This is a genomic window from Desulfurobacterium sp. TC5-1, assembly GCF_000421485.1.
GTDB lineage: Bacteria > Aquificota > Aquificia > Desulfurobacteriales > Desulfurobacteriaceae > Desulfurobacterium_A.
Genome location: NZ_ATXC01000001.1, coordinates 1,406,586 through 1,430,738, shown reverse-complemented (window position 1 = coordinate 1,430,738; position 24,153 = coordinate 1,406,586). Strand labels below are relative to the sequence as shown.

The 24,153-nt window shown below is 39.1% G+C and carries 27 protein-coding genes; 12 read left to right on the top strand and 15 right to left on the bottom strand.

The window, feature by feature from the left end; genetic code table 11:
- Nucleotides 1–17: 17 nt before the first annotated feature.
- Complete coding sequence (gene rpmB, locus H153_RS0107535; protein WP_022847521.1) at nt 18–206, bottom strand: 50S ribosomal protein L28; 189 nt, start codon at nt 204–206, stop codon at nt 18–20.
- Nucleotides 207–333: 127 nt separating this feature from the next.
- Between rpmB and H153_RS0107530 the strand changes: the two genes are divergently transcribed.
- From H153_RS0107530 to H153_RS0107520, 3 genes are all read left to right on the top strand, one after another.
- A complete protein-coding gene (locus H153_RS0107530) occupies nt 334–2,955 on the top strand; it encodes a valine--tRNA ligase (RefSeq protein WP_022847520.1) in 2,622 nt (873 codons plus the stop codon).
- 98 nt (nt 2,956–3,053) lie between these two features.
- Nucleotides 3,054–3,863, top strand: coding sequence for a glucosaminidase domain-containing protein (locus H153_RS09630; protein WP_022847519.1), 810 nt, complete (start codon nt 3,054–3,056; stop codon nt 3,861–3,863).
- On the top strand, nt 3,793–4,827 hold the full coding sequence (locus tag H153_RS0107520; RefSeq protein WP_022847518.1) for a polysaccharide deacetylase family protein: 1,035 nt from the start codon (nt 3,793–3,795) through the stop codon (nt 4,825–4,827). The genes H153_RS09630 and H153_RS0107520 overlap by 71 nt, the downstream gene beginning before the upstream one ends.
- Nucleotides 4,828–4,839: 12 nt before the next feature.
- Here the strand turns inward: H153_RS0107520 and H153_RS0107515 are convergent, their stop codons facing one another.
- The 5 genes from H153_RS0107515 to H153_RS0107495 form a co-directional block, all read right to left on the bottom strand.
- Nucleotides 4,840–6,573, bottom strand: a complete 1,734-nt coding sequence (locus H153_RS0107515; protein WP_022847517.1) for an NADH-dependent [FeFe] hydrogenase, group A6 — start codon at nt 6,571–6,573, stop codon at nt 4,840–4,842.
- A complete protein-coding gene (gene nuoF / locus H153_RS09625) occupies nt 6,566–7,840 on the bottom strand; it encodes an NADH-quinone oxidoreductase subunit NuoF (RefSeq protein ID WP_022847516.1) in 1,275 nt (424 codons plus the stop codon). The genes H153_RS0107515 and nuoF overlap by 8 nt, the downstream gene beginning before the upstream one ends.
- Nucleotides 7,833–8,270 (bottom strand): NAD(P)H-dependent oxidoreductase subunit E, encoded by a 438-nt coding sequence (locus H153_RS09620; protein ID WP_022847515.1) that lies wholly within the window; start codon nt 8,268–8,270, stop codon nt 7,833–7,835. The genes nuoF and H153_RS09620 overlap by 8 nt, the downstream gene beginning before the upstream one ends.
- A 96-nt stretch (nt 8,271–8,366) precedes the next feature.
- The gene (pdxA, locus tag H153_RS0107500; RefSeq protein ID WP_022847514.1) at nt 8,367–9,269 is read right to left on the bottom strand and encodes a 4-hydroxythreonine-4-phosphate dehydrogenase PdxA; all 903 of its coding nucleotides are present in this window, start codon (nt 9,267–9,269) and stop codon (nt 8,367–8,369) included.
- A 17-nt stretch (nt 9,270–9,286) separates the two neighbouring features.
- On the bottom strand, nt 9,287–9,598 hold the full coding sequence (locus H153_RS0107495; protein ID WP_022847513.1) for a hypothetical protein: 312 nt from the start codon (nt 9,596–9,598) through the stop codon (nt 9,287–9,289).
- A gap of 114 nt (nt 9,599–9,712) precedes the next feature.
- On the opposite strand from H153_RS0107495, the gene purT reads away from it, so the two are divergent.
- The 5 genes from purT to H153_RS0107470 all read left to right on the top strand — a co-directional run bounded on the left by purT (nt 9,713) and on the right by H153_RS0107470 (nt 15,194).
- The gene (purT, locus tag H153_RS0107490; RefSeq protein WP_022847512.1) at nt 9,713–10,891 is read left to right on the top strand and encodes a formate-dependent phosphoribosylglycinamide formyltransferase; all 1,179 of its coding nucleotides are present in this window, start codon (nt 9,713–9,715) and stop codon (nt 10,889–10,891) included.
- Nucleotides 10,892–11,527 carry a metallophosphoesterase gene (locus H153_RS0107485; protein ID WP_022847511.1) on the top strand — a complete coding sequence of 212 codons (636 nt, stop codon included), beginning with the start codon at nt 10,892–10,894 and terminating at the stop codon, nt 11,525–11,527.
- A gap of 72 nt (nt 11,528–11,599) precedes the next feature.
- Nucleotides 11,600–13,291, top strand: coding sequence for a GGDEF domain-containing protein (locus H153_RS0107480; protein WP_022847510.1), 1,692 nt, complete (start codon nt 11,600–11,602; stop codon nt 13,289–13,291).
- Nucleotides 13,292–13,350: 59 nt separating this feature from the next.
- Complete coding sequence (gene clpP / locus H153_RS0107475) at nt 13,351–13,953, top strand: ATP-dependent Clp endopeptidase proteolytic subunit ClpP (RefSeq protein WP_022847509.1); 603 nt, start codon at nt 13,351–13,353, stop codon at nt 13,951–13,953.
- Nucleotides 13,954–13,955: 2 nt separating this feature from the next.
- Complete coding sequence (locus tag H153_RS0107470; protein WP_022847508.1) at nt 13,956–15,194, top strand: bifunctional 3,4-dihydroxy-2-butanone-4-phosphate synthase/GTP cyclohydrolase II; 1,239 nt, start codon at nt 13,956–13,958, stop codon at nt 15,192–15,194.
- Here H153_RS0107470 and H153_RS0107465 read toward each other — a convergent pair whose 3' ends face one another.
- On the bottom strand, nt 15,195–17,012 hold the full coding sequence (locus H153_RS0107465) for a DUF2207 domain-containing protein (protein WP_022847507.1): 1,818 nt from the start codon (nt 17,010–17,012) through the stop codon (nt 15,195–15,197). It abuts the gene before it with no gap.
- A gap of 4 nt (nt 17,013–17,016) precedes the next feature.
- Nucleotides 17,017–17,565 (bottom strand): LemA family protein, encoded by a 549-nt coding sequence (locus H153_RS0107460; RefSeq protein WP_022847506.1) that lies wholly within the window; start codon nt 17,563–17,565, stop codon nt 17,017–17,019.
- Between the two features lie 63 nt (nt 17,566–17,628).
- Here H153_RS0107460 and H153_RS0107455 point away from each other — a divergent pair, with 63 nt between their 5' ends.
- On the top strand, nt 17,629–18,132 hold the full coding sequence (locus tag H153_RS0107455; protein WP_022847505.1) for a CinA family protein: 504 nt from the start codon (nt 17,629–17,631) through the stop codon (nt 18,130–18,132).
- The gene (gene folK / locus H153_RS0107450; RefSeq protein WP_022847504.1) at nt 18,125–18,529 is read left to right on the top strand and encodes a 2-amino-4-hydroxy-6-hydroxymethyldihydropteridine diphosphokinase; all 405 of its coding nucleotides are present in this window, start codon (nt 18,125–18,127) and stop codon (nt 18,527–18,529) included. Before H153_RS0107455 ends, folK begins: the two co-directional genes overlap by 8 nt.
- A 13-nt stretch (nt 18,530–18,542) precedes the next feature.
- Here folK and H153_RS0107445 read toward each other — a convergent pair whose 3' ends face one another.
- The 7 genes from H153_RS0107445 to murI form a co-directional block, all read right to left on the bottom strand.
- A complete protein-coding gene (locus tag H153_RS0107445; RefSeq protein WP_022847503.1) occupies nt 18,543–18,833 on the bottom strand; it encodes an HU family DNA-binding protein in 291 nt (96 codons plus the stop codon).
- A gap of 87 nt (nt 18,834–18,920) precedes the next feature.
- Nucleotides 18,921–19,145, bottom strand: a complete 225-nt coding sequence (locus tag H153_RS09615) for a DUF167 domain-containing protein (RefSeq protein ID WP_231378257.1) — start codon at nt 19,143–19,145, stop codon at nt 18,921–18,923.
- Entirely contained in the window at nt 19,102–19,605 is a 504-nt protein-coding gene (locus tag H153_RS10105; RefSeq protein ID WP_022847501.1) for a DivIVA domain-containing protein, read from the bottom strand. Before H153_RS10105 ends, H153_RS09615 begins: the two co-directional genes overlap by 44 nt.
- A gap of 1 nt (nt 19,606) precedes the next feature.
- Nucleotides 19,607–19,858, bottom strand: coding sequence for a YggT family protein (locus tag H153_RS0107430; protein WP_022847500.1), 252 nt, complete (start codon nt 19,856–19,858; stop codon nt 19,607–19,609).
- The gene (gene rdgB / locus H153_RS0107425; protein WP_040371626.1) at nt 19,855–20,445 is read right to left on the bottom strand and encodes an RdgB/HAM1 family non-canonical purine NTP pyrophosphatase; all 591 of its coding nucleotides are present in this window, start codon (nt 20,443–20,445) and stop codon (nt 19,855–19,857) included. The genes H153_RS0107430 and rdgB overlap by 4 nt, the downstream gene beginning before the upstream one ends.
- 2 nt (nt 20,446–20,447) lie before the next feature.
- Entirely contained in the window at nt 20,448–21,155 is a 708-nt protein-coding gene (rph, locus tag H153_RS0107420; protein WP_027720086.1) for a ribonuclease PH, read from the bottom strand.
- Nucleotides 21,145–21,933: a glutamate racemase gene (gene murI / locus H153_RS0107415; protein ID WP_022847499.1), complete on the bottom strand. Its 789-nt coding sequence runs from the start codon at nt 21,931–21,933 to the stop codon at nt 21,145–21,147. The genes rph and murI overlap by 11 nt, the downstream gene beginning before the upstream one ends.
- Nucleotides 21,934–22,005: 72 nt before the next feature.
- Here murI and H153_RS09610 point away from each other — a divergent pair, with 72 nt between their 5' ends.
- On the top strand, nt 22,006–23,466 hold the full coding sequence (locus H153_RS09610; protein ID WP_231378256.1) for a bifunctional (p)ppGpp synthetase/guanosine-3',5'-bis(diphosphate) 3'-pyrophosphohydrolase: 1,461 nt from the start codon (nt 22,006–22,008) through the stop codon (nt 23,464–23,466).
- Nucleotides 23,459–24,151: an ACT domain-containing protein gene (locus H153_RS10250; protein WP_231378255.1), complete on the top strand. Its 693-nt coding sequence runs from the start codon at nt 23,459–23,461 to the stop codon at nt 24,149–24,151. Before H153_RS09610 ends, H153_RS10250 begins: the two co-directional genes overlap by 8 nt.
- The last annotated feature ends 2 nt before the right edge of the window (nt 24,152–24,153 follow it).

Sequence of the window (24,153 nt, the reverse complement as noted above, 5' to 3'; positions counted from 1 at the left end):
GCGGCCGAAGCCGCAAATTAACCTGCCTTAACTACTTTTCCAGCCTTGAGGCACTTGGTACAAACCCAGATTCTCTTCTTTTCACCGTTTACAACAGCTCTGATTTTCTGAAGGTTTGGCTTCTGCCTCTTACTTGAAACTCTGTGAGAGTGACTGACCTTATTGATAAAGATTGTCTCTTTTCCGCAAATTGCACACTTAGCCATAGTATCACCTCCTTACCTGATTGCAAGGTGCAAATTTATCATCAAAATATAAAAAAGTAAAGGGCAGACCTAATGAATGGTGTATAATCTTTTCACTTTTCCAACTATCAGCACAAGGAGGCTCCCGATGGAAAAAACTTACAATCCAGCACTGTTTGAGGATAAATGGTACCAGGAATGGCTTGAAAAAGGTTACTTCCACGCAGACGAAAAGAAAGTATTAAGCGGCGAGAAGCCAAAATTCAGCGTTGTTCTTCCCCCGCCAAACGTAACAGGTGTCCTCCATATAGGACACGCGCTGAACTCAACACTCCAGGACGTAATCTGCAGATGGAAAAGGATGAAAGGATACGAGGTCTGCTGGATTCCCGGAACTGACCATGCAGGTATCGCAACTCAATGGGTTGTTGAAAAACAACTTGCACAGGAAGGACTAACAAGACACGATGTTGGAAGAGAAAACTTCCTGAAAAGAGTCTGGGAATGGAAAGAATCCTGCGGCGGAAGAATAATCAACCAGCTCAAAAAATTGGGAACCTCCTGCGACTGGGAAAGAGAAAGATTCACAATGGACGAAGGTTTCTCAAGAGCCGTCAGAAAAGCCTTCGTAACGCTCTACAAAGAGGGGTTAATATATAAAGGAAAAAGGCTCATCAACTGGTGTCCAAGGTGCCACACCGCACTTTCCGACCTTGAAGTAGAACACGAGGAGGAGAGAGGAAACCTCTGGTACATCAAATATCCGGTTGTCGGCGAAGAGGGAAGGTACATCGTAGTTGCAACAACAAGACCTGAAACAATGTTGGGTGACGTCGCCGTAGCAGTAAACCCAAATGATGAAAGGTATAAAGACCTGATCGGCAAAAAGGTTCTCCTTCCGATCGTTAACAGAGAGATACCTGTAATAGCCGACGAATACGTTGACATGGAGTTCGGAACAGGCGCCGTAAAAATAACACCCGCTCACGATTTTAACGACTTTGAAATTGGAAACAGACACGGCCTTGAACCTATACAAATAATGGACGACTGGGCAAAGATAACCGTTGAACCATTTAAGGGAATGGACAGGTACGAGGCAAGAGAAGCAATCGTAAAAATGCTAAAAGACGAAGGACTGCTTGAAAAGGTTGAAGAACACGTTCACTCGGTAGGACACTGCTACAGATGTAAAACAGTTGTAGAACCTTACCTTTCAGACCAGTGGTTTGTAAAAACAAAGCCTCTCGCGGAAAAAGCCATTGAAGCGGTTAAAACGGGTGAAATCAAGTTCATACCCAGGCAGTGGGAAAACACGTTCTTTGACTGGATGTACAACATAAGAGACTGGTGTATATCAAGACAGATATGGTGGGGACACAGAATTCCAGTCTGGTACTGTGAAGAGTGCGGTCACCTGACCGTTACAGAGGAGACACCAGACAGGTGTGAAAAGTGCGGAAGCAAAAACATCTATCAGGACGAAGATGTCCTTGACACCTGGTTCAGTTCAGCACTATGGCCCTTCGGAACGTTAGGATGGCCTGAAAATACAGACGACCTAAAAGCCTTCTATCCAACAGATCTGCTTGTTACAGGATTTGACATTATCTTTTTCTGGGTATCCAGAATGATGATGATGGGGTACCACTTCACAGGCAAAAAGCCTTTCTCTGATGTTTACGTTCACGCCCTCGTAAGGGACGAACACGGCCAGAAAATGAGCAAAACAAAGGGCAACGTTATTGATCCCCTTGATATGATTCAAAAATTTGGCGCCGATACGTTAAGGTTCACACTTGCAGCTCTTGCCGCACAGGGAAGAGACATAAGACTTTCTGAAAAAATCATAGAGGGATACCGCCATTTTGCCAACAAGATATGGAACGTTGCAAGATTCATCTTCACGGCAACCGAAAACATAAACACGGAAGGGGAAAAGAAACTTTATCCTGAAGACAAGTGGATTCTTACAAAGCTGTCTGAAACGGCAAAAACTGTTGATAAAGAACTTACAAACTACCGCTTCAACGACGCTGCAAAAGCCATATACCAGTTCATCTGGGGCGAACTTGCAGACTGGTATGTAGAATTTTCAAAGAACAGAATCTACAAAGGCACTGAAACGGAAAAGAGAACCGCAGCATTTGTCCTGTTTAAAGTTTTAAGGGATGCGATGAAACTTCTTCACCCGTTCATGCCTTTTATAACGGAAGAAATATACCAGAAGCTTCCAAACAAGGACGCGGAATCTATCGTCATAGCACCATGGCCGGAAGAAGAACTTTTATATGAAGAGGCAGAAATTGTTGATACTGTGAGAGAAATCATAAGAGGTGTAAGAAACGTAAAAGCAGAGGTTAACATTCCACCTTCAACAGCTGTCCCAATAGAGATAAAAACGGGCGACGAAAAGCTGAAAGAGACTATCAAAATTATGGAACCCGGAATCCAGCAGCTTGCAAGAGTTTCATCAGTTAACTTTACAGACAAAAAACCTGAGAAGGCACTCTCCTTCTTCCTTCCAGGAATAGAGGTCTATGTAAAAGTCGGCGACCTGATAGAGATAGAAAAAGAGATTGACAAGATTGACAAGAAGCTTAAATCCCTTGAGAAAGATATCAAGAAACTTGAGAAGAAACTTTCAAACGAAAACTTCCTGTCAAGGGCACCAAAAGAGGTTATTGAAAAAGACAGGAAAAAACTTGAAGAGATAAAAGAGATCTACAACAAACTCTCCCAAACACTCGATCAGCTTAAAAATCTTTAACAAAGGCCGCCGCAGGGCGGCTTTTACCTTTCCTTGAACTCTATCTAAAAAAGAATAAATTTCACCTGTGAAAATCTTTTAAAGAGGTGCTCTTCAATATGTTTCAACGCCTTGTCGTAGTGTTGTTCGTATCTACTTTTATAATTTCTGGCTGCGGGAAAAAGACTGAAAGAGAAACTTTCCAGACAGTAAACAAAACAACAAGTGAAAATAAAACGACGGTGAAAACAGAGGAAAAAATATGTGTCCTACCAAAGCAGACTGCTAAAGAACCTTCCAATCTTCTTGATTTAAGCCCTTCAAAAAGGAAAAAGGCCTTTATCGCTATGATTGTTCCTGCAGTCCTCAAGGCAAACTGTATAATCAACAAAGAGCGTAAAATTCTTCTCAGGATAAAAGAGAAAATTAAAAATGGAAAAACTTTATCAGAGAAGGAAAAGAGATTTCTCACCCGCATGGAAAAGAAATACAGAACAAAGGATATAGATGAACTGCTAATTAGAGTCAACACACTACCGCCAAGCCTTATCATAGCTCAGGCGGCGATAGAGAGCGGGTGGGGAACATCCCGATTCTTTGTTGAGGGAAATAATATCTTTGGAATATGGACATTTAAAAAAGAAGCAGAAGCGATAAAAGCAAAGGGAAGCAATGCAAGATTACGAAAGTATCCTTCGCTACTTTTATCAATTGAAGATTACTACTACAATATAAATACCGGCTGGGCGTACAGAGAGTTAAGAAAGGCAAGGTTAAAAGAGAAAAATCCTCTGAAACTTGCGAAATACCTTAGAAACTACTCTATACTGAGAGACGAGTATGTAAGGAGGCTTCAGCGTGTCATCGAGAAAAACAATCTTCAGCAGTTTGATAACTGCATTTACGATAACTGCACTGTTAAGTTGTAAGGCGTTTGCCGGGTACGCAACAATTCTTATTTATCACAAGTTCGGTGAAAAGAACAGCCCTTCCACTTCAGTCTCGATAGAAGACTTTAAAAAGCAGATGGCATACCTTAAAAATCACAGATATAAAGTTGTGCCCCTTAAAACAATCGTAGATTACCTCTACAAGAAACAACCCATACCTGACAAAACCGTCGCCATCACGATAGATGACGGCTACCGCTCCACAATGAAGGCGTTTAAAATACTCAAAAAGTATGGCTACCCCTTCACACTCTTCCTCTACGCAGAAGGGATAGCAAGATTTCCAGCCTATCTTACAAAAGAGGAGTTAAAAGAAATTGCAAAGTATCCCAAAGTAACGTTTGGAAATCACTCCTATAAGCACCTCCGATTTGCAAAGATGATAAAAACAATGCCCCTTGATAAATACGTGAAAATGATAGAAGAAGACACTCTTAAAGCTCAAAAGAGAATAGAAAAGCTAACGGGACAAAAACCAGAGATTTACGCATTCCCGTACGGCGAATACAACAGAGTTTACATAAAAACACTAAAAAAGTTAGGATTTAAAGCCCTCTTTTCACAGGACGACGCGGCAGTCTCCTACCTCACATCACCTTTCCTCATACCGAGAAAGCCGGTTGTCGGAAGCTGGAGCAATATGAAAAGATTTAAAAAAATGCTAAAAAAAGAGCCTCTACCTGTCATAAAGCATACGCCACCGATAGGATACATCAATAACAACACGATAAACATAGAAGCAGTAATAGAAAATCCTGAAGACTATAAAAACTGTCAGATATACATAAGCGAAAAGGGATGGATGAAAGCCGAAAAGTATAAAAACAGAGTGAAGCTAACAAAATCCATAAAAATAAACCGATGGAAAAACCGCATATCTGTTGAATGTTACAACAAAAAGACAAAAAGATTTGCAAATTATATCTGGATGATTATTCATTAATTGAGAGGGCCTTTAAACAGCCCTCTTAAATACCTCTTCCCAGGAAGGACGTTTTCTGTAAGTGGTATGAAGAATATGATGGGCTTTCTCACCACCGATTGCACCTAAATATTTCTCGTAAACAGCTTTTACGTAAGGGTTCTCGTGAGATTTCCTTAAAACCCTTCTTTCATCATCACTGTAAAGACCTTCCGCCCTCTTTCTAACAACCTCGGCAGTTGAAGGTATAGGCTGACCGCCACCACCGACACATCCACCGGGACACGCCATAACCTCAAAGAAGTGAACTTCTACCTCACCATTCTTAATCATCTGGAGCAATCTTTCAGCAGCAGAGAGCGTATGTGCAACAGCAACCCTAACAGTTGTTCCGTTTATGTCAACTTCTGCAAATTTAAGATCTTCCACACCTCGAACGGCAGTAAATTCAAGCTTTTCAAAAGTACCACCTGAAAGCCAATCAACAGCCGTCCTTAGAGCAGCCTCCATAACACCACCGGTAACACCAAAAATAGTAGCCGCACCTGTGTAATCACCAAAAGGCTTATCCGCTTCATCTTCTGGTAGTTTTGAAAGATCTATATCAAACCGTTTAAGCAGTCTTGCAAGTTCCCTTGTCGTCAGAACATAATCTGTATCGCCACTAAGTTCGGGCCTTGAAGCTTCATACTTTTTCGCCGTACATGGCATAATGGTAACGTGAACAACATTCTCTTCCGGAATACCCTCAACCTCTTTCATGTAGTTTTTTACAAGTGCACCAAGCATTGCTTGTGGTGACTTACAGGAAGAGAGGTTAGGAATAAACTCTGGATAAAATCTCTCCACGAAACTCACCCATCCGGGACAACAGGAAGTTGCCATCGGCAGAACACCGCCATTTTTTATCCTTTCAATCAGTTCGTTGGCCTCTTCAACAATTGTAAGATCTGCACCAAAGTTTACGTCGTAAACCCTGTCAAATCCGAGCTTTCTCAAAGCAGAAACAAGTTTTCCGACCACAACCTCTCCAGGTTCCATTCCAAAAGGTTCACCGATTGCAACCCTAACAGAAGGAGCAAAAGAGGCAAAAACGACTTTATCAGGATCATATATAGCCTCTAAAACCTTTTCGGTATCATCCCTCTCTGTAAGAGCACCTGTCGGACATCTTACGACACACTGGCCGCACACAATACACGGTGTATCCGACATTGATAGAGATTCAGGCGGCTCAACAGTTGCATCGTGCCCCTTTCCGAAATACCCGTAAATACCGATACCCGGAATAAGTTCACAGGTATTAACGCACCTCTGGCACTTAATACACTTTGCCGGTTCCCTTGAAATTATGGAATTGTCAACGCCTTCGTCTCTGTATATCGGTTCCACTTCAAAGTCTGGAAAGCCAAGGTGTTTTGCGACTTTTCTTATCTCACAGGTTTCATCCCTTTTGCAGACCGGACACTCTACCTTGTGGTCAGCCAAAATCATCTCAAAGACAGTCTTCCTCACCTCCCTAACAGCAGGCGTGTTTGTCTCAATTTCCATGCCGTCCCTAACTTCCGTTATGCACGCCCTCTGAAATGTTTTAGCGCCCTTCACATCAACAATACAGAGGCCACAATGCCCGCCTTCGCTTATCTCTTCCATAAAGCAGAGCGTGGGAATGTAAATACCAAGTTTTTTACAAATCTCAAGAATCGTCTGTCCCGATTCCACCGTGTATTTTTTGCCGTCTATTTTTATGGTAACCGTCTCAGCCATTCTTACCTCCTCTCACGTGGGCAAGCCATTCATCTCTAAACTTTTGAATGGACTGATATAGAATGTTGGGCGCAGTCTGACCAAGTCCGCAGAATGAAGCCTTTCTCATTCCTATGGATATTTTTTCTATTTTTTTAAGGTCTTCCTCCGTTCCGTTACCCTCTTTTATTCTGTGAATAAGATTACAGAGAGAAACTGTTCCAAGACTGCACGGACGGCACTTACCGCAGGATTCCGTCCTGAAAAACTCCATAATATTCTCAGTTACATCTACTATATCTCTCGTCTCATCAAGGACAATAATCGTCCCACATCCGGGACCTGCTTCAATAACACCGAGTGAATGGTAATCGACCGAGATATCAACCTCATCGTACCTGACAAGCGTTCCGGATACTCCTCCTAAAATAACCGCTTTAAGTTTCTTACCACCTTTTACCCCGCCTGCAAGTTCTATAATTTCCTTTATTGTCGCACCGAAAGGAATCTCTATAAGACCTTTCCACTCAATATCTCCTGATAGGCTGAAAAGCTTCGTTCCGTGAGAACCTTCTATACCAAATTCAAGAAACCTATCTGCACCTTCACTTATAATAAAGGGAAGATTTGCAAGCGTTTCGACATTGTTAACAACAGTGGGTTTTCCATAAAGCCCTTTCTGCGGCGGGAAAGGTGGTTTTTTTCTCGGTTCTCCACGCTTTCCTTCTATCATCTCAAGAAGCGCTGTCTCTTCGCCGCAGACATAGGCACCGGCACCTCTTTCAATGGTTATATCAAAGGAAAAGTCCGTTCCAAAAATATTTTTACCTAAAAGGCCTCTATCGTAAGCATCAGCTATTGCTTTTTCAAGTCTTTCAATCGCTTTTATGTAGTCACACCTTACACATATTATTCCCTCATCAGCACCTATCGCGTAACCGGCAAGGATCGTCCCCTCTATGAGAAGGTGTGGCGAATCCTCCATTATTATTCTATCCTTAAATGTCCCCGGTTCTCCCTCTTCACCATTAACAACCACGTACTTTTTATCCGACTTTTCTTTCGCTGCAAGTTCAAACTTCAACCCCGTGGGGAAGCCAGCACCACCTCTACCACGAAGCTGAGATCTTTTTATCTCCTCTATTACTTCTTCCGGTTTCATTTCAGTAATGGCTTTCCTTAAAGCTCCGTACCTACCTGCCTCCATACACTTTTCTATGTCATTAGGACATATCTTACGGGCATTTTTAAGAATGATAGGTTCCCCAATAACCTTAAAATCAATCATTGTCGCCCTCCATATATTCCTTCAAAACCTCAACGACCTTTTCAGGCGTTAAATTTCCGTAAGGCACGTTGTTTATAAGAATCACCGGAGCAGCAGCACACAATCCAAGGCAAGAAGTACGTTCAAGATAGAACTTCCCATCCGGCGTTGACTGACCAAAGTCTATATCTAAAAAATTTTTAATTGCATCTATAACTTCCTGAGCACCTTCTATGTGACAGGGAAGGTTCTCACAAACCCTTATTAAATACTTTCCTCTTGGTTTATCAGAAAGCCTGGGATAGAAAGAAATTACAGAGTGGATATCGGCGGGACTTCTACCGGTCTTTTTGGCAAGCTCAAGGATCTTTTCTTCAGGAATATAATGAAGTTCATTCTCTTCTTGAATTTTTAGAAGCTCCTCTATCAGAAAGAACTTTTCCTCTTTCATAACACCCTCACGAGAAGTTTTCTCCCATTTTTACAAAATTTTTACATATTAGTCAAATTTAACAGATTAAGAATAAACAAAAAATGAAACGCATTTTCACACACCAGCTCTACTTTTAATACTCAAAGCGAAGTTAACGGCAGATAGAAAACTTCTGTTATCAGCTATACCCTTACCGGCAATATCATAGGCGGTACCATGACCCACCGATGTTCTGACAAAGGGAAGACCAAGAGTTATATTAACAGCTTCAGAAAAACCTGTAAGCTTAACAGGAATCAATCCCTGATCGTGATACATACATACCACCGTTCCAAACTCACCGGAAATCGCCCTGTTAAACACAGTATCTGAAGGAAAAGGACCTTCAACAGGGATACCGGCTCCTTTCGCCTTTTCTATAGCAGGAACAATTATCTTTTCCTCCTCGTCACCAAAAAGTCCATTCTCACCGGCATGGGGATTAAGTCCTGCAACCGCTATTCTTTCATTCGGAAAGTATCTGTGAACGAGGAAAATCTTTTTTAAAATGGATTCTGTAGAGATGAGAATCGGAACTTTCCTTAAAGGAACGTGAATGGTCTCAAGGACAACCTTAAGCTTTGAGTTTGCAAGCATCATGGCAAAATCGGAAACACCAAACTCAGACGCAAAGTACTCCGTATGACCGGGAAATTTAAAACCGGCAAGTTTAATTGCCTTCTTATTTATAGGTAAAGTTACAACCCCCCAGAGCAAACCCTTCTTTAAATCCTCTACAACCGCCTGAAGATATGCAAACTGTGCCCTGCCAGATTCAAGGGAAACAACGCCCGGAACAACATTACAGTTTGGAAAAACATCTACAAAAATAAGATTTTTAAAAGAGCGAAATTTGTCAAAACCAAGACTTTCTAAAACGGAAAATGAACAATAAATTCTCAAAGGAAAGCCAAGCGCATCAAGGCTTTCAATACTTTTTATAACTATTTCCGGCCCTACACCGGCCGGATCACCCATAGTTATGGCTAAAGCTTTTATAAATCGCCTCCGTTCGTATCATTTCCAAAGTTTTCAGGCGGAAGAGACGTTCTTTTAATAACCTCTGCAACAATTTTTTCACCTAAAGTCTTCAATTCTTCTGAAAGCTGGCGAAGTTTATACTTCAACTCCACATTTTCCTGCTCAAGAGCTTCACATCTTTCAGATAATTCCTGAACTTTATCCTCATACTCCTTCTCCAATTTTTCAAACAGTGCGAAAAGTGAAACAGAAATATTTTCGAGCTCCGCCTTATACTTACTGTTTTTATCAAAATTCTCTTCCATTATCTCCTTTCTATCTTCCATAATAATTCCTCCTCTCTAAAATAGATTTATTTTTCTCAGATTTTCCACCCTTAATATTCTATCAATATTTTTCACTTTAATATAATACCTTTTAAAGAACTTGTGGAGGAAAAGATGTTAGGAACACCACTACTTAAAAATGCAGACAAGATAATGCTCCTTGGTTCAGGAGAGCTTGGAAAGGAAGTAACTATTGAAGCACAAAGACTTGGGATAGAAGTTATAGCGGTTGATAGGTATCAAAATGCTCCTGCTATGCAGGTAGCCCACAGAAGCTATGTTATCGATATGTTAGACGGAAACGCTATCAGGGCAATCGTCGAAAGGGAAAAACCGGAACTGATAGTTCCAGAGATTGAAGCAATCCATACACCTACACTACTTGAACTTGAGAAAGAGGGATATACGGTAATACCAACTGCAAGGGCAACAAGACTCACAATGGATAGAGAGGGAATAAGAAGAGTAGCCGCTGAAAAGTTAGGCCTTAAAACTGCAAAGTATGCTTTTGCAGATACGATGGAAGAACTTGCAGAAGCTGTTAAATACGTGGGACTTCCCGCCGTCATAAAACCTATAATGTCATCTTCTGGAAAAGGACAGAGCATCATAAAAACATTGGCAGAAATAGAAGAGGCATGGAAATATGCTCAAAGTACGAAGAGGGGAATGGGAACAAGGGTAATCGTTGAAGAATTTATTGAATTTGATACAGAAATAACACTACTAACAATAAGAGCAGTAAATGGAACATTCTTCTGTGAGCCGATAGGACATCTCCAGATAAAGGGCGACTACAACGAAAGCTGGCAGCCGGCAGGTATCAGTGAAATAGCCAAGAAACGGGCACAGGAAATTGCCAAAAAAATAACTGATGAGCTTGGAGGACTTGGAATCTTTGGCGTTGAACTATTTATAAAAGGTGATGATGTGATCTTCAGCGAGGTCTCACCAAGACCACACGACACAGGAATGGTAACAATGATAACTCAGGACATGAGTGAATTTGAACTTCACATAAGAGCAATACTTGGCTTTAACATAAATCCGCCTAAATTACTCTATCCTGCAGGGGCATCAAAAGTGATACTCTCTGATGTTAAAGGATGGAATCCTGGATACACAGGTGTTGAAGAGGCAATGGCTATGAAAAATGTAAAAGTAAGGCTCTTTGGAAAGCCTAACACAAAGCCTGGAAGAAGGATGGGCGTTGTTTTAGCAGCAGGTGGTAGTGTCGAAGAGGCAAGAAAACTTGCCAATGAAGCTGCAGCAAAAATAAAGGTTGTGGTGTAGATGAAAATCGACATTATTTCTGACCTACACTTAACAAAAGCTTCCAGCATCAACATAGAACCGGAAAGTGACTTGATAATCATCGCCGGTGATGTCAGCTCTGACGCTGACATCACTATCGATTTTTTAAATAGCCTCTCAAAAAAATACAAATCAGTAATTTATACATTTGGAAATATTGAACTATGGTGCAGCAATAATCCTTACAACAAATTAAATTACATAAAAGATAGGACAAATGATAATGTTTTCATTCTTGATTTTTCCAGATGTGTTAAGGTAAACAACATAGTAATCACTGGAGGAATATACATATCACCCGAAAACCTCACGAATCAGGATAAAGAGAATATTGCGGACTACAGTAAATTCGTAGAAAAGCTATCTTTACTGTCTAAAAGTTCAATTTACAAACATATAAAGGAATTAAATCCACGGATAATAGTCACCCACTACCCACCAATTTCCGTATCGCAATTAAAAAGAATCTATGACATAAAAGAAATAAAATTTGAAAAACTGTGGATATTTGGACATTACCATCAGTTTAAATCATTCGCAGGAATCCATCCTGTCGCAAAAAATATTTTATACGTAAGTAACGCATCCGACACAATAATGACATTGGAAATATAAGCAGACCCTTTCTTGACATTTCAATAATTTAAGTGTAAAATTAGCTACGGAATTTAAAATATGGTGAAAATTATGGAGTTTAAAGAACTTCTTAAAGTATACAACATCACAAATGAAGACCTAAAAGAAATAAAAAGTTTAAAAAAATTTTTTTCTCATGAAACCAAAAAAACAATAAGCAAACAAACACTTGATTTCATAAAAAGAAGCCTGCCAGATTCATCTCAGATAATAGCAGACCTTAAATTTCAGGAAAGTTTTATAGAAATAATATTAGAGTTTTTCGACAAAATATTCAAAGCTGAAAAAATCGATGTGCACATAGATGTAATAGCAAGAACTCACTTAAAATATATACCCACAGAAGACTTCATTAAAGATTACGCCAAATTCCTTCAGAACATAATAAACTCAATAGACATTCCTCAGGAAAAACTTCCAACGTTTAAGAAATTTATATTCATCTTAATTCTTATATCTTATTGTATTCTATTCAAGCAAATATCAAGTGAACTGCAAAATCAGGATGCTGATTCTGTAACAAAGCTTCCATCAAAAACGTATCTTATAAGAAACTTTTCTAAAATACTAACTAAATCCAGAACTGTAACAGTAGTAGATATAAATGATTTTAAAAACATAAACATTTATTACGGATTTCAGGCAGGAAACAGCATCTTGACTTATATGGCATCCTTCTTAAAATCAATATTTAAAAAAGCAACTATCGTAAGGATACAAAACGATGAATTTTTTATTTTGTCTGAAGAAAAGCCAGAAGTTGTATTTCAAAAACTGAGAAACCTGCAAAACGAACTACAAAACACATCCATTGAAGTTCCCGTGAAATCAGGCATTGAAAAATTATCTTTATTTTTCACCGGAGTCATATTAGAAACATCCAGATGTAAAACTATGGATTACAACACATTACTCTGGATATTATATAGAGGTATCAAAACAGCAAAGAAAAAAGAAAATAACATAAAAATTATATATCCCGAAGAAATTTCATATTTTCTTTTACAAAGGAAATTAACTCTTGACGTAATAGAAGCCATAAGAAGAAAAAAAATCAAAATAGGGCTTCAAAAAATAGAAAGCCTAATAACCGAAAAGCTGCTGTTTAAAGAATCTCTTGCAAGAATTCCAGCAACCGATACCGTTATAGAAGCAGAAAAATTCATCAAACTTGTATGTCAAACTAACATAGAAGAAAAGCTTGATACTTTAATGGTGGAAAAATTGCTGGATTTCCTCAAAGAAGAAAAACCAGATTTTTCAATTTCAATCAACCTTTCTTCTCTATTTATGCAGAATAAATTCAACTGGTTCCTTGATAAAATCTCAAACGCAAACATAAATCCAGAAAAGATTATCGTAGAACTAACAGAAAGAGAGGATATTCTTGCTATTCCCAATATTGTAAAAAAAGTTACTATTCTTAAGAAAAAAGGAATAAAAGTTTTCATAGACGATTTTGGCGTTAAGTATGCTAATTATGAACTCTTAAGAATACTCCCCGTTGACGGAATAAAAATAGACGGAAGCATAATACAGAATATAACAAACAATAAACTTGACCAATTATTTGTATCTTATGTTTTAGAATTAGCAAAACTTAAAAATCTAAAGATTGTTGCAGAGCATATAGAAAATGAAGACATTAAAGAAAAATTAATAGACCTTTCAGAAAAAGCCAACTTTACTGAAATTTACGGTCAAGGATTTCTCATGGGCAAACCGGTAATTGTCAACATCTGATTTGAAAAATTCATCCATTTATCTTAATTTTTAAAGACACACTACATTAGGAGGTCTCAATGGACAAGACTATTAGTCAACTTATTCCAATGGTAATAGAGCAGACTGGAAGAGGAGAAAGAGCTTACGACATCTACTCAAGACTTTTAAAGGACAGAATTATTTTTCTCGGCACGCCGATAGATGACAACATAGCAAATCTGATAATTGCACAGCTCCTATTCCTCGAAGCAGAGGATCCTGAAAAAGATATCTACCTTTACATCAACAGTCCCGGTGGCGTAGTAACAGCAGGACTTGCAATATACGACACAATGCAATATATAAAACCTGATGTCTGCACGATTTGTCTCGGCCAGGCAGCAAGTATGGGTGCTGTACTTTTAGCAGCCGGTGCAGCCGGTAAAAGATTTGCTCTACCACATTCAAGGATAATGATTCATCAGCCACTTGGTGGATTTCAGGGACAGGCAAAAGACATCGAAATTCACGCAAAAGAAATACTGAAACTCAAAAAGATGCTAAATGAAATTCTTTCTCACCACACCGGCCAGTCTGTTAGAAAGATTGAAAAAGATACAGACAGAGACTTCTTCATGAGTGCCGAAGAGGCAAAAGAGTACGGAATTGTTGACAAAGTTCTCTACAAAAGAGGAGAGTAAAAGTGGTAAAGGGCAGATTCAACCTCAACACCGTAGAAGAAGCCATTAAAGATTTAAAAAACGGAAAAATGATAATTGTCGTTGACGACCCAAATAGAGAGAACGAAGGTGACCTTGTGATGGCTGCCGAAAAGGTCACGCCGGAAGCCATAAACTTCATGGCAAAGTATGGTAGAGGATTAATCTGCCTTGCACTCCCGGAAGAACGCTTTGACGAATTAGGCATAGAGATGATGACGCCAAGGCCAACAGACCCTAAAGGAACGGCCTTCGGTGTTTCCATAGATGCACACCCCAAGTTTGGAACAACAACGGGAATATCTGCCTACGACAGAGCAATAACGATAAAAAGAGCCATAGCAAAAGATGCCAGACCAGAAGATTTTGTAAGGCCGGGACACATATTTCCTCTAAGAGCAAGGAAGGGTGGCGTTCTTAAACGTTCAGGACACACGGAAGCCGCCGTTGACCTTGCAAAGCTTGCCGGTCTTTATCCTGCCGGTGTGATATGTGAAATTATGGATGAAGATGGAACAATGATGAGGCTTCCCGCCCTCATAGAATACGCAAAGAGACACAACCTTAAAATAATAAGTATTGCTGACCTTATTGAATATAGAATGAGAACAGACACACTTATAAAGAGAGAAGCCGTTGCAAATCTACCAACAAAGTACGGCAACTGGAAGATATACGCCTACACAAGCACAGTGGACAATAAAGAGCATGTAGCCCTTGTAATGGGAGAAATCAAAGAAGATGAACCGGTACTTGTCAGAGTCCACTCTGAATGTTTAACAGGAGATGTTTTTGGTTCTCTAAAGTGTGACTGCCAGTCGCAACTTCACAAAGCAATGGAAATGATAGCTGAAGAAGGAAAAGGTGTAATAGTCTATTTAAGGCAGGAAGGCAGAGGGATAGGTCTTGTAAACAAGATAAAGGCTTATCACCTTCAGGACCACGGATTCGATACGGTTGAAGCAAACCTAAAGTTAGGATTTCCGGCAGACATGAGAAATTTTGGAATTGGTGCACAGATTTTAAGAGACTTAGGTGTAAGAAAAATGAGGTTGATGACAAACAATCCTAAAAAGCTAATAGGACTTGAAGGATATGGTCTTGAAATCGTTGAAAGAGTTCCTATAGAAACGGGAATATGTGAACACAACATAGAATATCTTAAAACAAAAAAGGAAAAGCTTGGACACATTTTAAAGAGCATAGACAATGGTGAAAGTTAACTATCTTCCACCTGCACCACCGCCACCAAAACCGCCGCCTGCTCCGAAACCGCCACCAGCACTACCAGAACCGCTTGATAGAGAAGCAACTCCTTTTCCTATACTTACATAAACAGCACCCAAATGGGTCCTCACCCCTCTCTCTATATCAACTTCAGGGATATGCACATTCAGCTCTTCCATCGCCTTTTCCACCTTGTCAGCAACACCAAGAGCCGTACCATATACAAGCCACTCTTTCCACATCAAAAGATCTTCTGGAGCGTACTTTTTAATCATGGCCATATTTGAAAGAAAGTTTTTAAAACTCTGCCAGAGAAGCCTATCCTTATAACGTCTCTCCTTCCATCTACCAAGAACCTGAGGTGGCAGGATAAAGAAAACAAAAAGCTGAGCAATTAAAACAGCACAGTGAATAACAACCTTCTGAGTATCTATAAGAACGTTATCTGTAACAAGAACTGAAGCAGCAAAAAAGACCAAAATCACAGCAGTAATGATTGCACCTGCTCTGAATAGATTATAACCTTTAAGGTCAAGATAATCATAAACTATAGAATTATCTTTCCAGTGTAAAACCGCGTCAAAACTCTTTTTCATAGATTCAAGTGCTGTCAAATCTTTCTGATTCACAAGATTTTTAACCTTTAATTCAACCTTTTCCGGAATAAAAAGTTTTTTTCCACCTACATCTTCGGAATAGTGTTTCAAAAATGAAAGAACTTTAACCTCGTAAGGATCATCAGCCTGCATAGAAAGAACCTCTATAATGACACCGCTTCCATCACTCTTAATATCTATCAATCCACGTCTTTTTAGATCCAAAAGTGTCGCATAAAAACCGTTCTCATCACAGGAAGTAGCATTTCCAGAGAACAGCAGATTAACTATATAGGGCTTTTTCTTTTTATCTGGAACAAAACTTATATATTCGGGAACCGTAGCAGAAATCTCACTGCCGAACCTGTTGTAGTAATAGACCATAAAGAATGGAAAAACAACAATTGCAACAATAACAAGTTTATCTGCAATCTTAACAATAAACGCATATAAGTCCCTGTTCATCTTCTCGGTTAAAACTGTGACATCAGAAACACGCCTGTAAAATCCCTTGAAAGGTGAAGGATTCTTTAAAACCATTTCAAGCTCAACGAGAGAATCGTCAGGTGCTTTCCCGGTTATAACATACCCGGAATGCACTACCTTTACAGAATAATCTACCATGTGAACGTACAACTTTTTAATCAAAGATTTCGGATCCTTTAAAATAATTTTCACCTCAGGATAGAAAACGTGAGAATCGGCAAGTTTTATATTCAGATGCGACAAATTACCATCTGTTTCAATTGGTGGATACAGAGAATAAAAAGCTGAAAGAGTATAGATTCCTCTGTTAAATCTTTTAAGAAATCCACCATTCACACCTCTAACTATACCAATCTCATTATTAAAAGCCTTTGATTTACAAATAGCAGCAAGAGCTCTATCGGGCGTTTGAAGGTAAACCCTATGGGCATAATCAACAACGTACCATGGATAAGATGCGTTTAAAGATTCCACAGTAATATGAGGATTGTTAAAATTTTCATTTTTAAACGTAAGAGGAACTTTCCAGTTTCTAAAAAGCATGGAGTACTTATTATCTTTTTTTACCCTGAAATCAAAATTTTCCTGTAAAGAAACAGTATCATTAAGCGTAATAACAGCCGTATAGTCAGCAAGGAGCGAAGAAAACAAGAGCCTGAAGTCGTAAAAAGCCACGAAAACAAGGATGAGAGAAACTATTACGGCAGCAGTAAAAATCCTCTTTTCAGTCATCACATTACCACGTAGTGTCAGGTGTCTTATTTATCTCTTCACCAAATTCCAGATAAGAGAGCTTTCTAAATCCAAACATAGAGGCAACAAGATTGGAAGGAAACATATCAATTTTTGTATTCATCTCCTGAGCTATATTGTTGTAAGTGTACCTGTGGCGGGCAATTTCATTCTCTATGTCCTGAATGGCCTGCGTAAGCTCGAGAACAATCGTTGATGTTTTAAGTTCTGGGTAACTTTCAACAGCAACGTTTATTGCTCCCATTATTCTCCTTGTCTCTCTTTCTATCTCCGAAAGTTCTTCAGGCGTCTCAGCCCTGGTTACTCCACTCCTCAAAGCTGCAACCTTTTCAAACGTTTCTTTTTCAAATTTAGCATGGCTTTTAACAGTATTAACAAGTTGAGAAATCATATCTAATCTCTTTTTAAGGGCAACCTTAATCTGCCCTAACGTTGCTTCTGCACCGTTCTTAAGCGACTGAAAGCGGTTGTAAGTAGAAATGGTGTAAAGAATGATAACGACTAAAAGTAATATAATTACGACTCTTATCATAACGACACCCCAGAGAGATATTATATTGATAGTATATCATTAATTTTATTTTCGGGAGGGAGAATGAGCGTAGAGTTTAGATTAAAAGAGATACTTACTGAGAAAAAACTTAAACTATCAACTGCAGAAAGCTGTACTGGAGGACTGATTGCAGCAAGAATCGTAAATGTTCCTGGAAGTTCTGAATACTTTATGGGTGGCGTCGTATCCTACGATAACAGTATAAAAATGAAAGTTTTAAATGTATCTGCCGAAACACTTTTAAAGTACGGTGCAGTAAGTGAAGAAACGGCAAGGGAAATGGTTGAAGGTGTAAAAAAACTAATGGGAACGGAATGTGCCGTGTCAACCACAGGAATAGCGGGACCTACTGGCGGAACACCTGAAAAACCTGTTGGATTAGTCTACATAGGCGTATCGGTAAAAAACAGAACTGAAGTTTACCGCTTTATATTTAAAGATAGCCATCCGGATCCCGTGAAGAGGCGAAATAAGATAAGGAAAAAAGCAGCGAAAAAAGCTCTCAAGCTTCTACTATCAATGTTAAAAGAGGAAGCAGATGGCTAAAGTAGTCCTCTGCATAGGAACAAACCTTGGAAATAGAAGAGAGAACATAGAAAGAGCTATCTCAGGTATAGAAAAGTACGCCGGTAAAATAGTCAAAACAACAGAGATTACAGAAACGGCACCTTTTGGCGTAACAAGACAACCTTACTTTCTTAACGTTGGTGTCCTGATAGAAACAGAACATCCACCATTTCTACTCTTAAATATTCTTAAGAAGCTCGAGAAAAAAGTTGGAAGATATCCCACCTACCGTTGGGGACCAAGGGTGATAGACATAGATATTTTACTTTATGAAATGGTGAAAATTAATACAACAAAACTAACGATTCCTCACCCTGGCCTAAAAGACAGAGACTTCTTCCAAGAAGCAGCATCACTGATAGAGAAAGGGGGCTAAAGCCCCCTTAAAATTACTTTTTCTTAAGAATTTTTTCTGTAGCTTCCTTGAGGTCTTTTCCAGGTTTGAAGTCAGGAACAACTTTTGGAGGAACTTTAACCTCTTTTCCTGTTTTAGGATTCCTTGCAACCCTTGCAGCCCTTTCCTTCATAAGGAAAGTACCAAAACCTCTAATCTCCACCTTGTCCCCTTTCTTGAGGGTTTCTGTTACCACCTCAAGAAACGCGTTGAGAGCTGCTTCAGCATCTTTTTTTCTGAGACCTGCCTTCTCGGCAATTGCACTTACAAGCTCGCTTTTTGTCATACCGCTCCCTCCATTAAGGATTAATAGTTAAAAACTATCTTTAAAATGAAAATACTATTTCTTTTTTTTCCTGTCAAGAGTTTACAACTAACTTTTCAAATCTGATACCAATTGGAGCAGTTTTTTCTCAACTTTATCAGGATTTTCGGTAAAAATTGCCACAATTTTATCCCTTGAGGTCTGTCCTTTTACTATTTCAACAGATGAAACTGAAACTTTTAAATTTTTTGAGAAAAGCCTTCTAACAGCGTCGTTTGCCTTACCGCCTTCAGGCGGTGCCGTCACCTTTATCTTCAACTTCCCGTTTTCCACTTTTACTATTGCGTTCTGTCTCCCTTTGGGTTGAACTTTCACCTCCACCTGAATGAAATTCTTTCCCTTTTTTAGGTTTATCATCAGGTTTAATCTCCTCTAAAATTCTTGTCATCTCTATTATTGTTAATTTCAATTTATTAGCCATTTTCCTCTGAACAATTCTTAACTGCTCTATTTCATTCTCAATCCGACGTTTTTCCTCTTCAAGTTGCCTTTTTTCTTTTTTACTCTCTTCCACTATCTTTTCTATCTTCTTTTTAGTTTTTCTAACAAGTTCTTTCATTTTGCTTTCAGGTGTTTGACTCCTAATCTGTTCAATTTTATTAAGCAAATTTTGAAATTCGTTAGATAATTCTATTAGAAAAGCATCAACCTCATCAGGATTATAACCAAAAACTTTTTTAGAAAACTGCTTGGTTCTTATGTCTTTTGGATTAAATTTCAATTTAATGTCCATGTCAAAAACCCCTTATTATGAAATTGTCTATCATCTGCAAAATCATTATAGCAATTAGCGGCGTAATGTCTATTCCACCAAGGGGAGGAATAATCTTTCTAAGAGGTTCCAGCAAATCGTCGGTAACAGCAATTATCCAGTCTGCAAAACGGGGCCTGTTGGCCGGAGGTATCCAGGTAAAAACTGCACCTATTACAATGAACCATGTGAGAAACTGTATGAGAAAGTGAATTAAATCCTTAAACATCATCATTTTAATTTCTCCTTCAAAAGGTTAACTATCTTCTCAAGAGCCTTTCCTCTATGGCTTATTCTGTTTTTTTCTATCATAGAATACTCAGCAAGCGTTCTGTTATCACCTTCAGGTATAAAGATAGGGTCATATCCAAAGCCTTCATTACCTTTTGGCTCTGTTACGACTTTTCCCTTAAGAACGCCCTTACTCCAGAATCCTTTACCGTCAGGAAACGTAACCATCATAAAACAGACAAAAGAAGCCGGAGATTCAAAAAGCCCCTTGTGCTTTAAAAGTTCAACAAGCTTTTTCAAATTCTCTTCATCAGTGGCACCTTCACCTGCAAAGCGGGACGAGTGAACGCCTGGAAGTCCCCCCAGAGCATCAACAACAAGGCCGGAATCATCGGACAACACGGGCATATTTAACCTCTCAGCGTAGAAAGAGGATTTTTGATAGACATTTTCAAGAAAGGTACTACCCGTTTCAGGTGCTTCAGTAACTTCAAAATCAAGAAGTGACAACGACTCTATTCCAAGAGTTTTTAGCTTTTCACTTATTTCCTCAATTTTATGCCTGTTCTTACTCGCAATTACAATCTCCATCACTAAACCCCAAGAACGCTCTTTTGAATCTCTATAAGTCCCTTAATACCCTTCTCGGCAAGCTCTAAAAGCTTATCAAGTTCTTCCCTGTTAAAGGGACGTTCCTCTCCCGTTCCCTGAATCTCTATAAACTCACCCTTTTCATTCATAACAACATTCATATCAACTTCTGCGGAAGAATCTTCCTGATAGTTAAGGTCAAGGCAGGGAATAGACTCAACAATCCCAACGCTGGTAGCTGCAACAAACGAAGAGATTGCATCTGTCAGTTCAAGTTTCTTTAAAGCAAGATAGAGAGCAACGAAAGCACCTGTAATTGAGGCTGTTCTCGTACCGCCATCAGCCTGAATAACATCACAGTCTATCCATACAGTCCTCTCACCTAACTTTTCAAGATTAACAGCACTTCTCAAAGCCCTTCCTATCAAGCGCTGAATCTCCTGTGTCCTTCCAGAAAGTTTCCCTTTAGCCGCCTCTCTAACATTCCTCGTTGCTGTCGCCCTCGGGAGCATAGAATACTCAGCAGTTATCCATCCCTTTCCAGAATCCTTTAAAAAAGGCGGAACCTTCTCCTCTACAGAGGCCGAACAGATAACCTTTGTATCTCCAACTTCTATCAGACACGAACCCTCCGGATATCTAACGTAATCAAGCGTTATTTTTACAGGCCTAAGTTCATCATAATCCCTTCCATCTGGTCTAACAAACATCAACAGAAACCTCCTCTATGGAAAAAGACTCTCCCATTATCATTTCAGCAATTTTCCTAAAACGTTGACTCATGTCACTTACAAGAATTCTAACCTCTCCCTTTTCATCGCCTTCTCTTTTATTGAGAAGTTTTCCAGTTTCAAGTGCCGTTTCCTCAGCAGAATCTACCAATTTTATATTATTACACACTTTTCCAATAATATTTTTCAGTAAAGGATAATGAGTACAGCCAAGAACAAGCGTATCAATATCTTTATTCCTTAACTCCGAGAGGTACCTCTCTGCCACCATGTATGTAATCTCATCATCAAGCCAGCCTTCTTCAATCAAAGGAACAAACAGCGGGCAGGGTTTCTCAAAAATTTTTAGAAAAGGATTGATGGAAAGTATCTCTCTTCTGTAAGCACCACTCTTAATAGTCGCCTCTGTCCCTATAACTCCGATGTTTCCCGTCCTTGTTGCCTTAACAGCAGCTGCAGCTCCAGGTTTAACAACACCTATAACAGGAATATCCATCTCTCTTTTCAGTATATCAAGGGCGTAAGATGAAGACGTGTTGCAGGCAACAACAATAAGTTTCACATTGAATTTTCTCAAAAGTTTTGCATTCTCAAGACTATACCTTATTATGGTTCTCTCAGACTTAGTCCCGTAAGGTACTCGGGCTGTATCACCAAAATAGATAAAATCTTCTTCCGGATATCTGTCTCTTATTGCCTTAAGAACAGTAAGGCCACCAACGCCAGAATCAAAAATACCTATAGGTCTTCTCTCCATAAGCTTCCCTTTACAAAACTGATTTAATGCACTACTTTTAAAATTTAAGCCACTGTAAAACAGGGAGATAAATTGAGAAGTTGTAAAGAAATTATAGAAAAAGTTAAAACCTATAGGGATAGTTTTGACAGTAAACTCATAGAGAAAGCTTACAAATACTCAAAAGAAAAACATGAAGGACAGTTCAGAAAATCTGGTGAACCTTACTTTTCCCATCCAGCAGAAGTAGCATACATATTAGCCGAAATGAAAATGGATGTTCACACGATAGCCGCCGGCCTACTCCACGATGTTGTAGAAGACACGGATACAACAATAGAAGAGATAGAAAGAGAGTTTGGAAAAGAGGTAGCTTTTATCGTTGCCGGTGTTACAAAACTTGAACAGTATAAGTTTTCAAGTAAAGAAGAGAGAAACGCGGAAAGTTTTAGAAAACTTTTAATCTCTCTTTCTGAAGACATAAGGGTCCTTATAGTGAAATTAGCAGACCGCCTTCACAATATGAGAACACTTGACAGCAGAAGTCCAAACGGACAGAGAAGAACTGCAAGAGAAACGTTAACAATATACGCACCACTTGCCAACCGACTCGGCCTCTACAGAATCAAAAATGAACTTGAAGACCTGTCTCTAAAATACCTTGAGCCAGAAATATACAGAGAGCTTCAGGAAAAGGTAAAAGAAAAAAAGAGAGTAATAAGCACATACCTTTCAGAAATTATAGAAACCGTCAGGAAAAAACTTGAAGAGAACGGGATAGAAGGTGAAATACAGTGGCGATTTAAACACATATACGGTATCTATAACAAAATGGTAAAAAAAGGTATCCCCTTTGAAGAAGTTTACGATGTTGCAGGAATAAGAATAATAACAGACACCGTACCAAACTGTTACGTTATAGCGGGACTCATTCACAGCCTATGGATGCCTGTACCGGGCAGAATTAAAGATTACATAGCAGTTCCAAAGCCAAATATGTACCAATCACTCCACACAACAGTAGTAGGACCCCGGGGACAGTTTATAGAGTTTCAAATAAGAACACACGAAATGCACCAGATAGCAGAGATGGGAATCGCTGCCCACTGGAAGTACAAAGAAGGTGGCGGTAAACTCTCTGAATCTGAAAGGGAAAGATTCCTCTGGCTGAGAAATCTCTTAGAATGGGTAAAAGAGGAAAAGGATACAAAAGAATTTATGGAAAACGTCAAAAGTGACCTATACGAAGAGGATATTTATGTATTTACACCCAAAGGTGACCTCAAAACACTTCCAAAAGGCGCAACGCCGGTTGACTTTGCCTACGCAATACACACAAGTGTTGGACACAGATGTATAGGTGCAAAGGTGAACGGTAAACTTGTTCCTTTAAATCACATACTCAGAAGCGGAGATAAAGTAGAAATAATAACCGGAAATATTGAAAATCCAAAAAGAGACTGGCTTGCTTTTGTAAAAACTTCAAAGGCAAGAACTGCCATAAAATCGTTCATAAAAAAACAGGAAAACGAAAAAGCAAAAAAAATTGGGTGAAAGTATTGTTGAAAAGATAATCAGGAGAAGTGCCGGAAAAGGCATAAGCTTTTTATATGAAAACGACTTTTCAGAACAGTTAAAATCTCTCGGTTACTCATCACTTGAATTTGCTCTAATTGATGTAGGATTTGGAAAACTTGACGGTGAAAAGTTAGTAAGAAGACTTTTGGGAATCCAGGAAGAACAGGAAAAGAAGAAAAAGAAAGAGAAGAAAAATGAAGGTGCCGACATTATTATTGACGGTATAGAAAACATGCTGGTTACACTGGCAAAGTGCTGCCATCCACTTCCTGGCGATGACGTTGTTGGCATTGTTTCAAAGGGGAAAGGAATAGTAGTGCATACAAAAAACTGTGTTGTGGCTCAGCAGGTACTTGAAAGCGCTCCAGGAAGAGTCCTCTCAATAGAGTTTAAACCGTCTGATAAGCTCTACCCTGCAAAGATAAGAGTCTTTGTAGAAGACAGACCCGGAATGTTAGCTGCCGTATCGGCAAAGATAGCGGATACAAAAACAAACATTGCAAGTGCCTACACACGAACAATTGGGGGAAAAGCAATCCTTGATTTTACACTACAGGTAAAAGATGTTTCTCAGCTTCAAAAAGTTATAAATGCGATAAAATCAACAAAAGGCGTAATAAACGTCAAAAGGATAAAAAGAGAAAAGGTACAAATTAGATAATT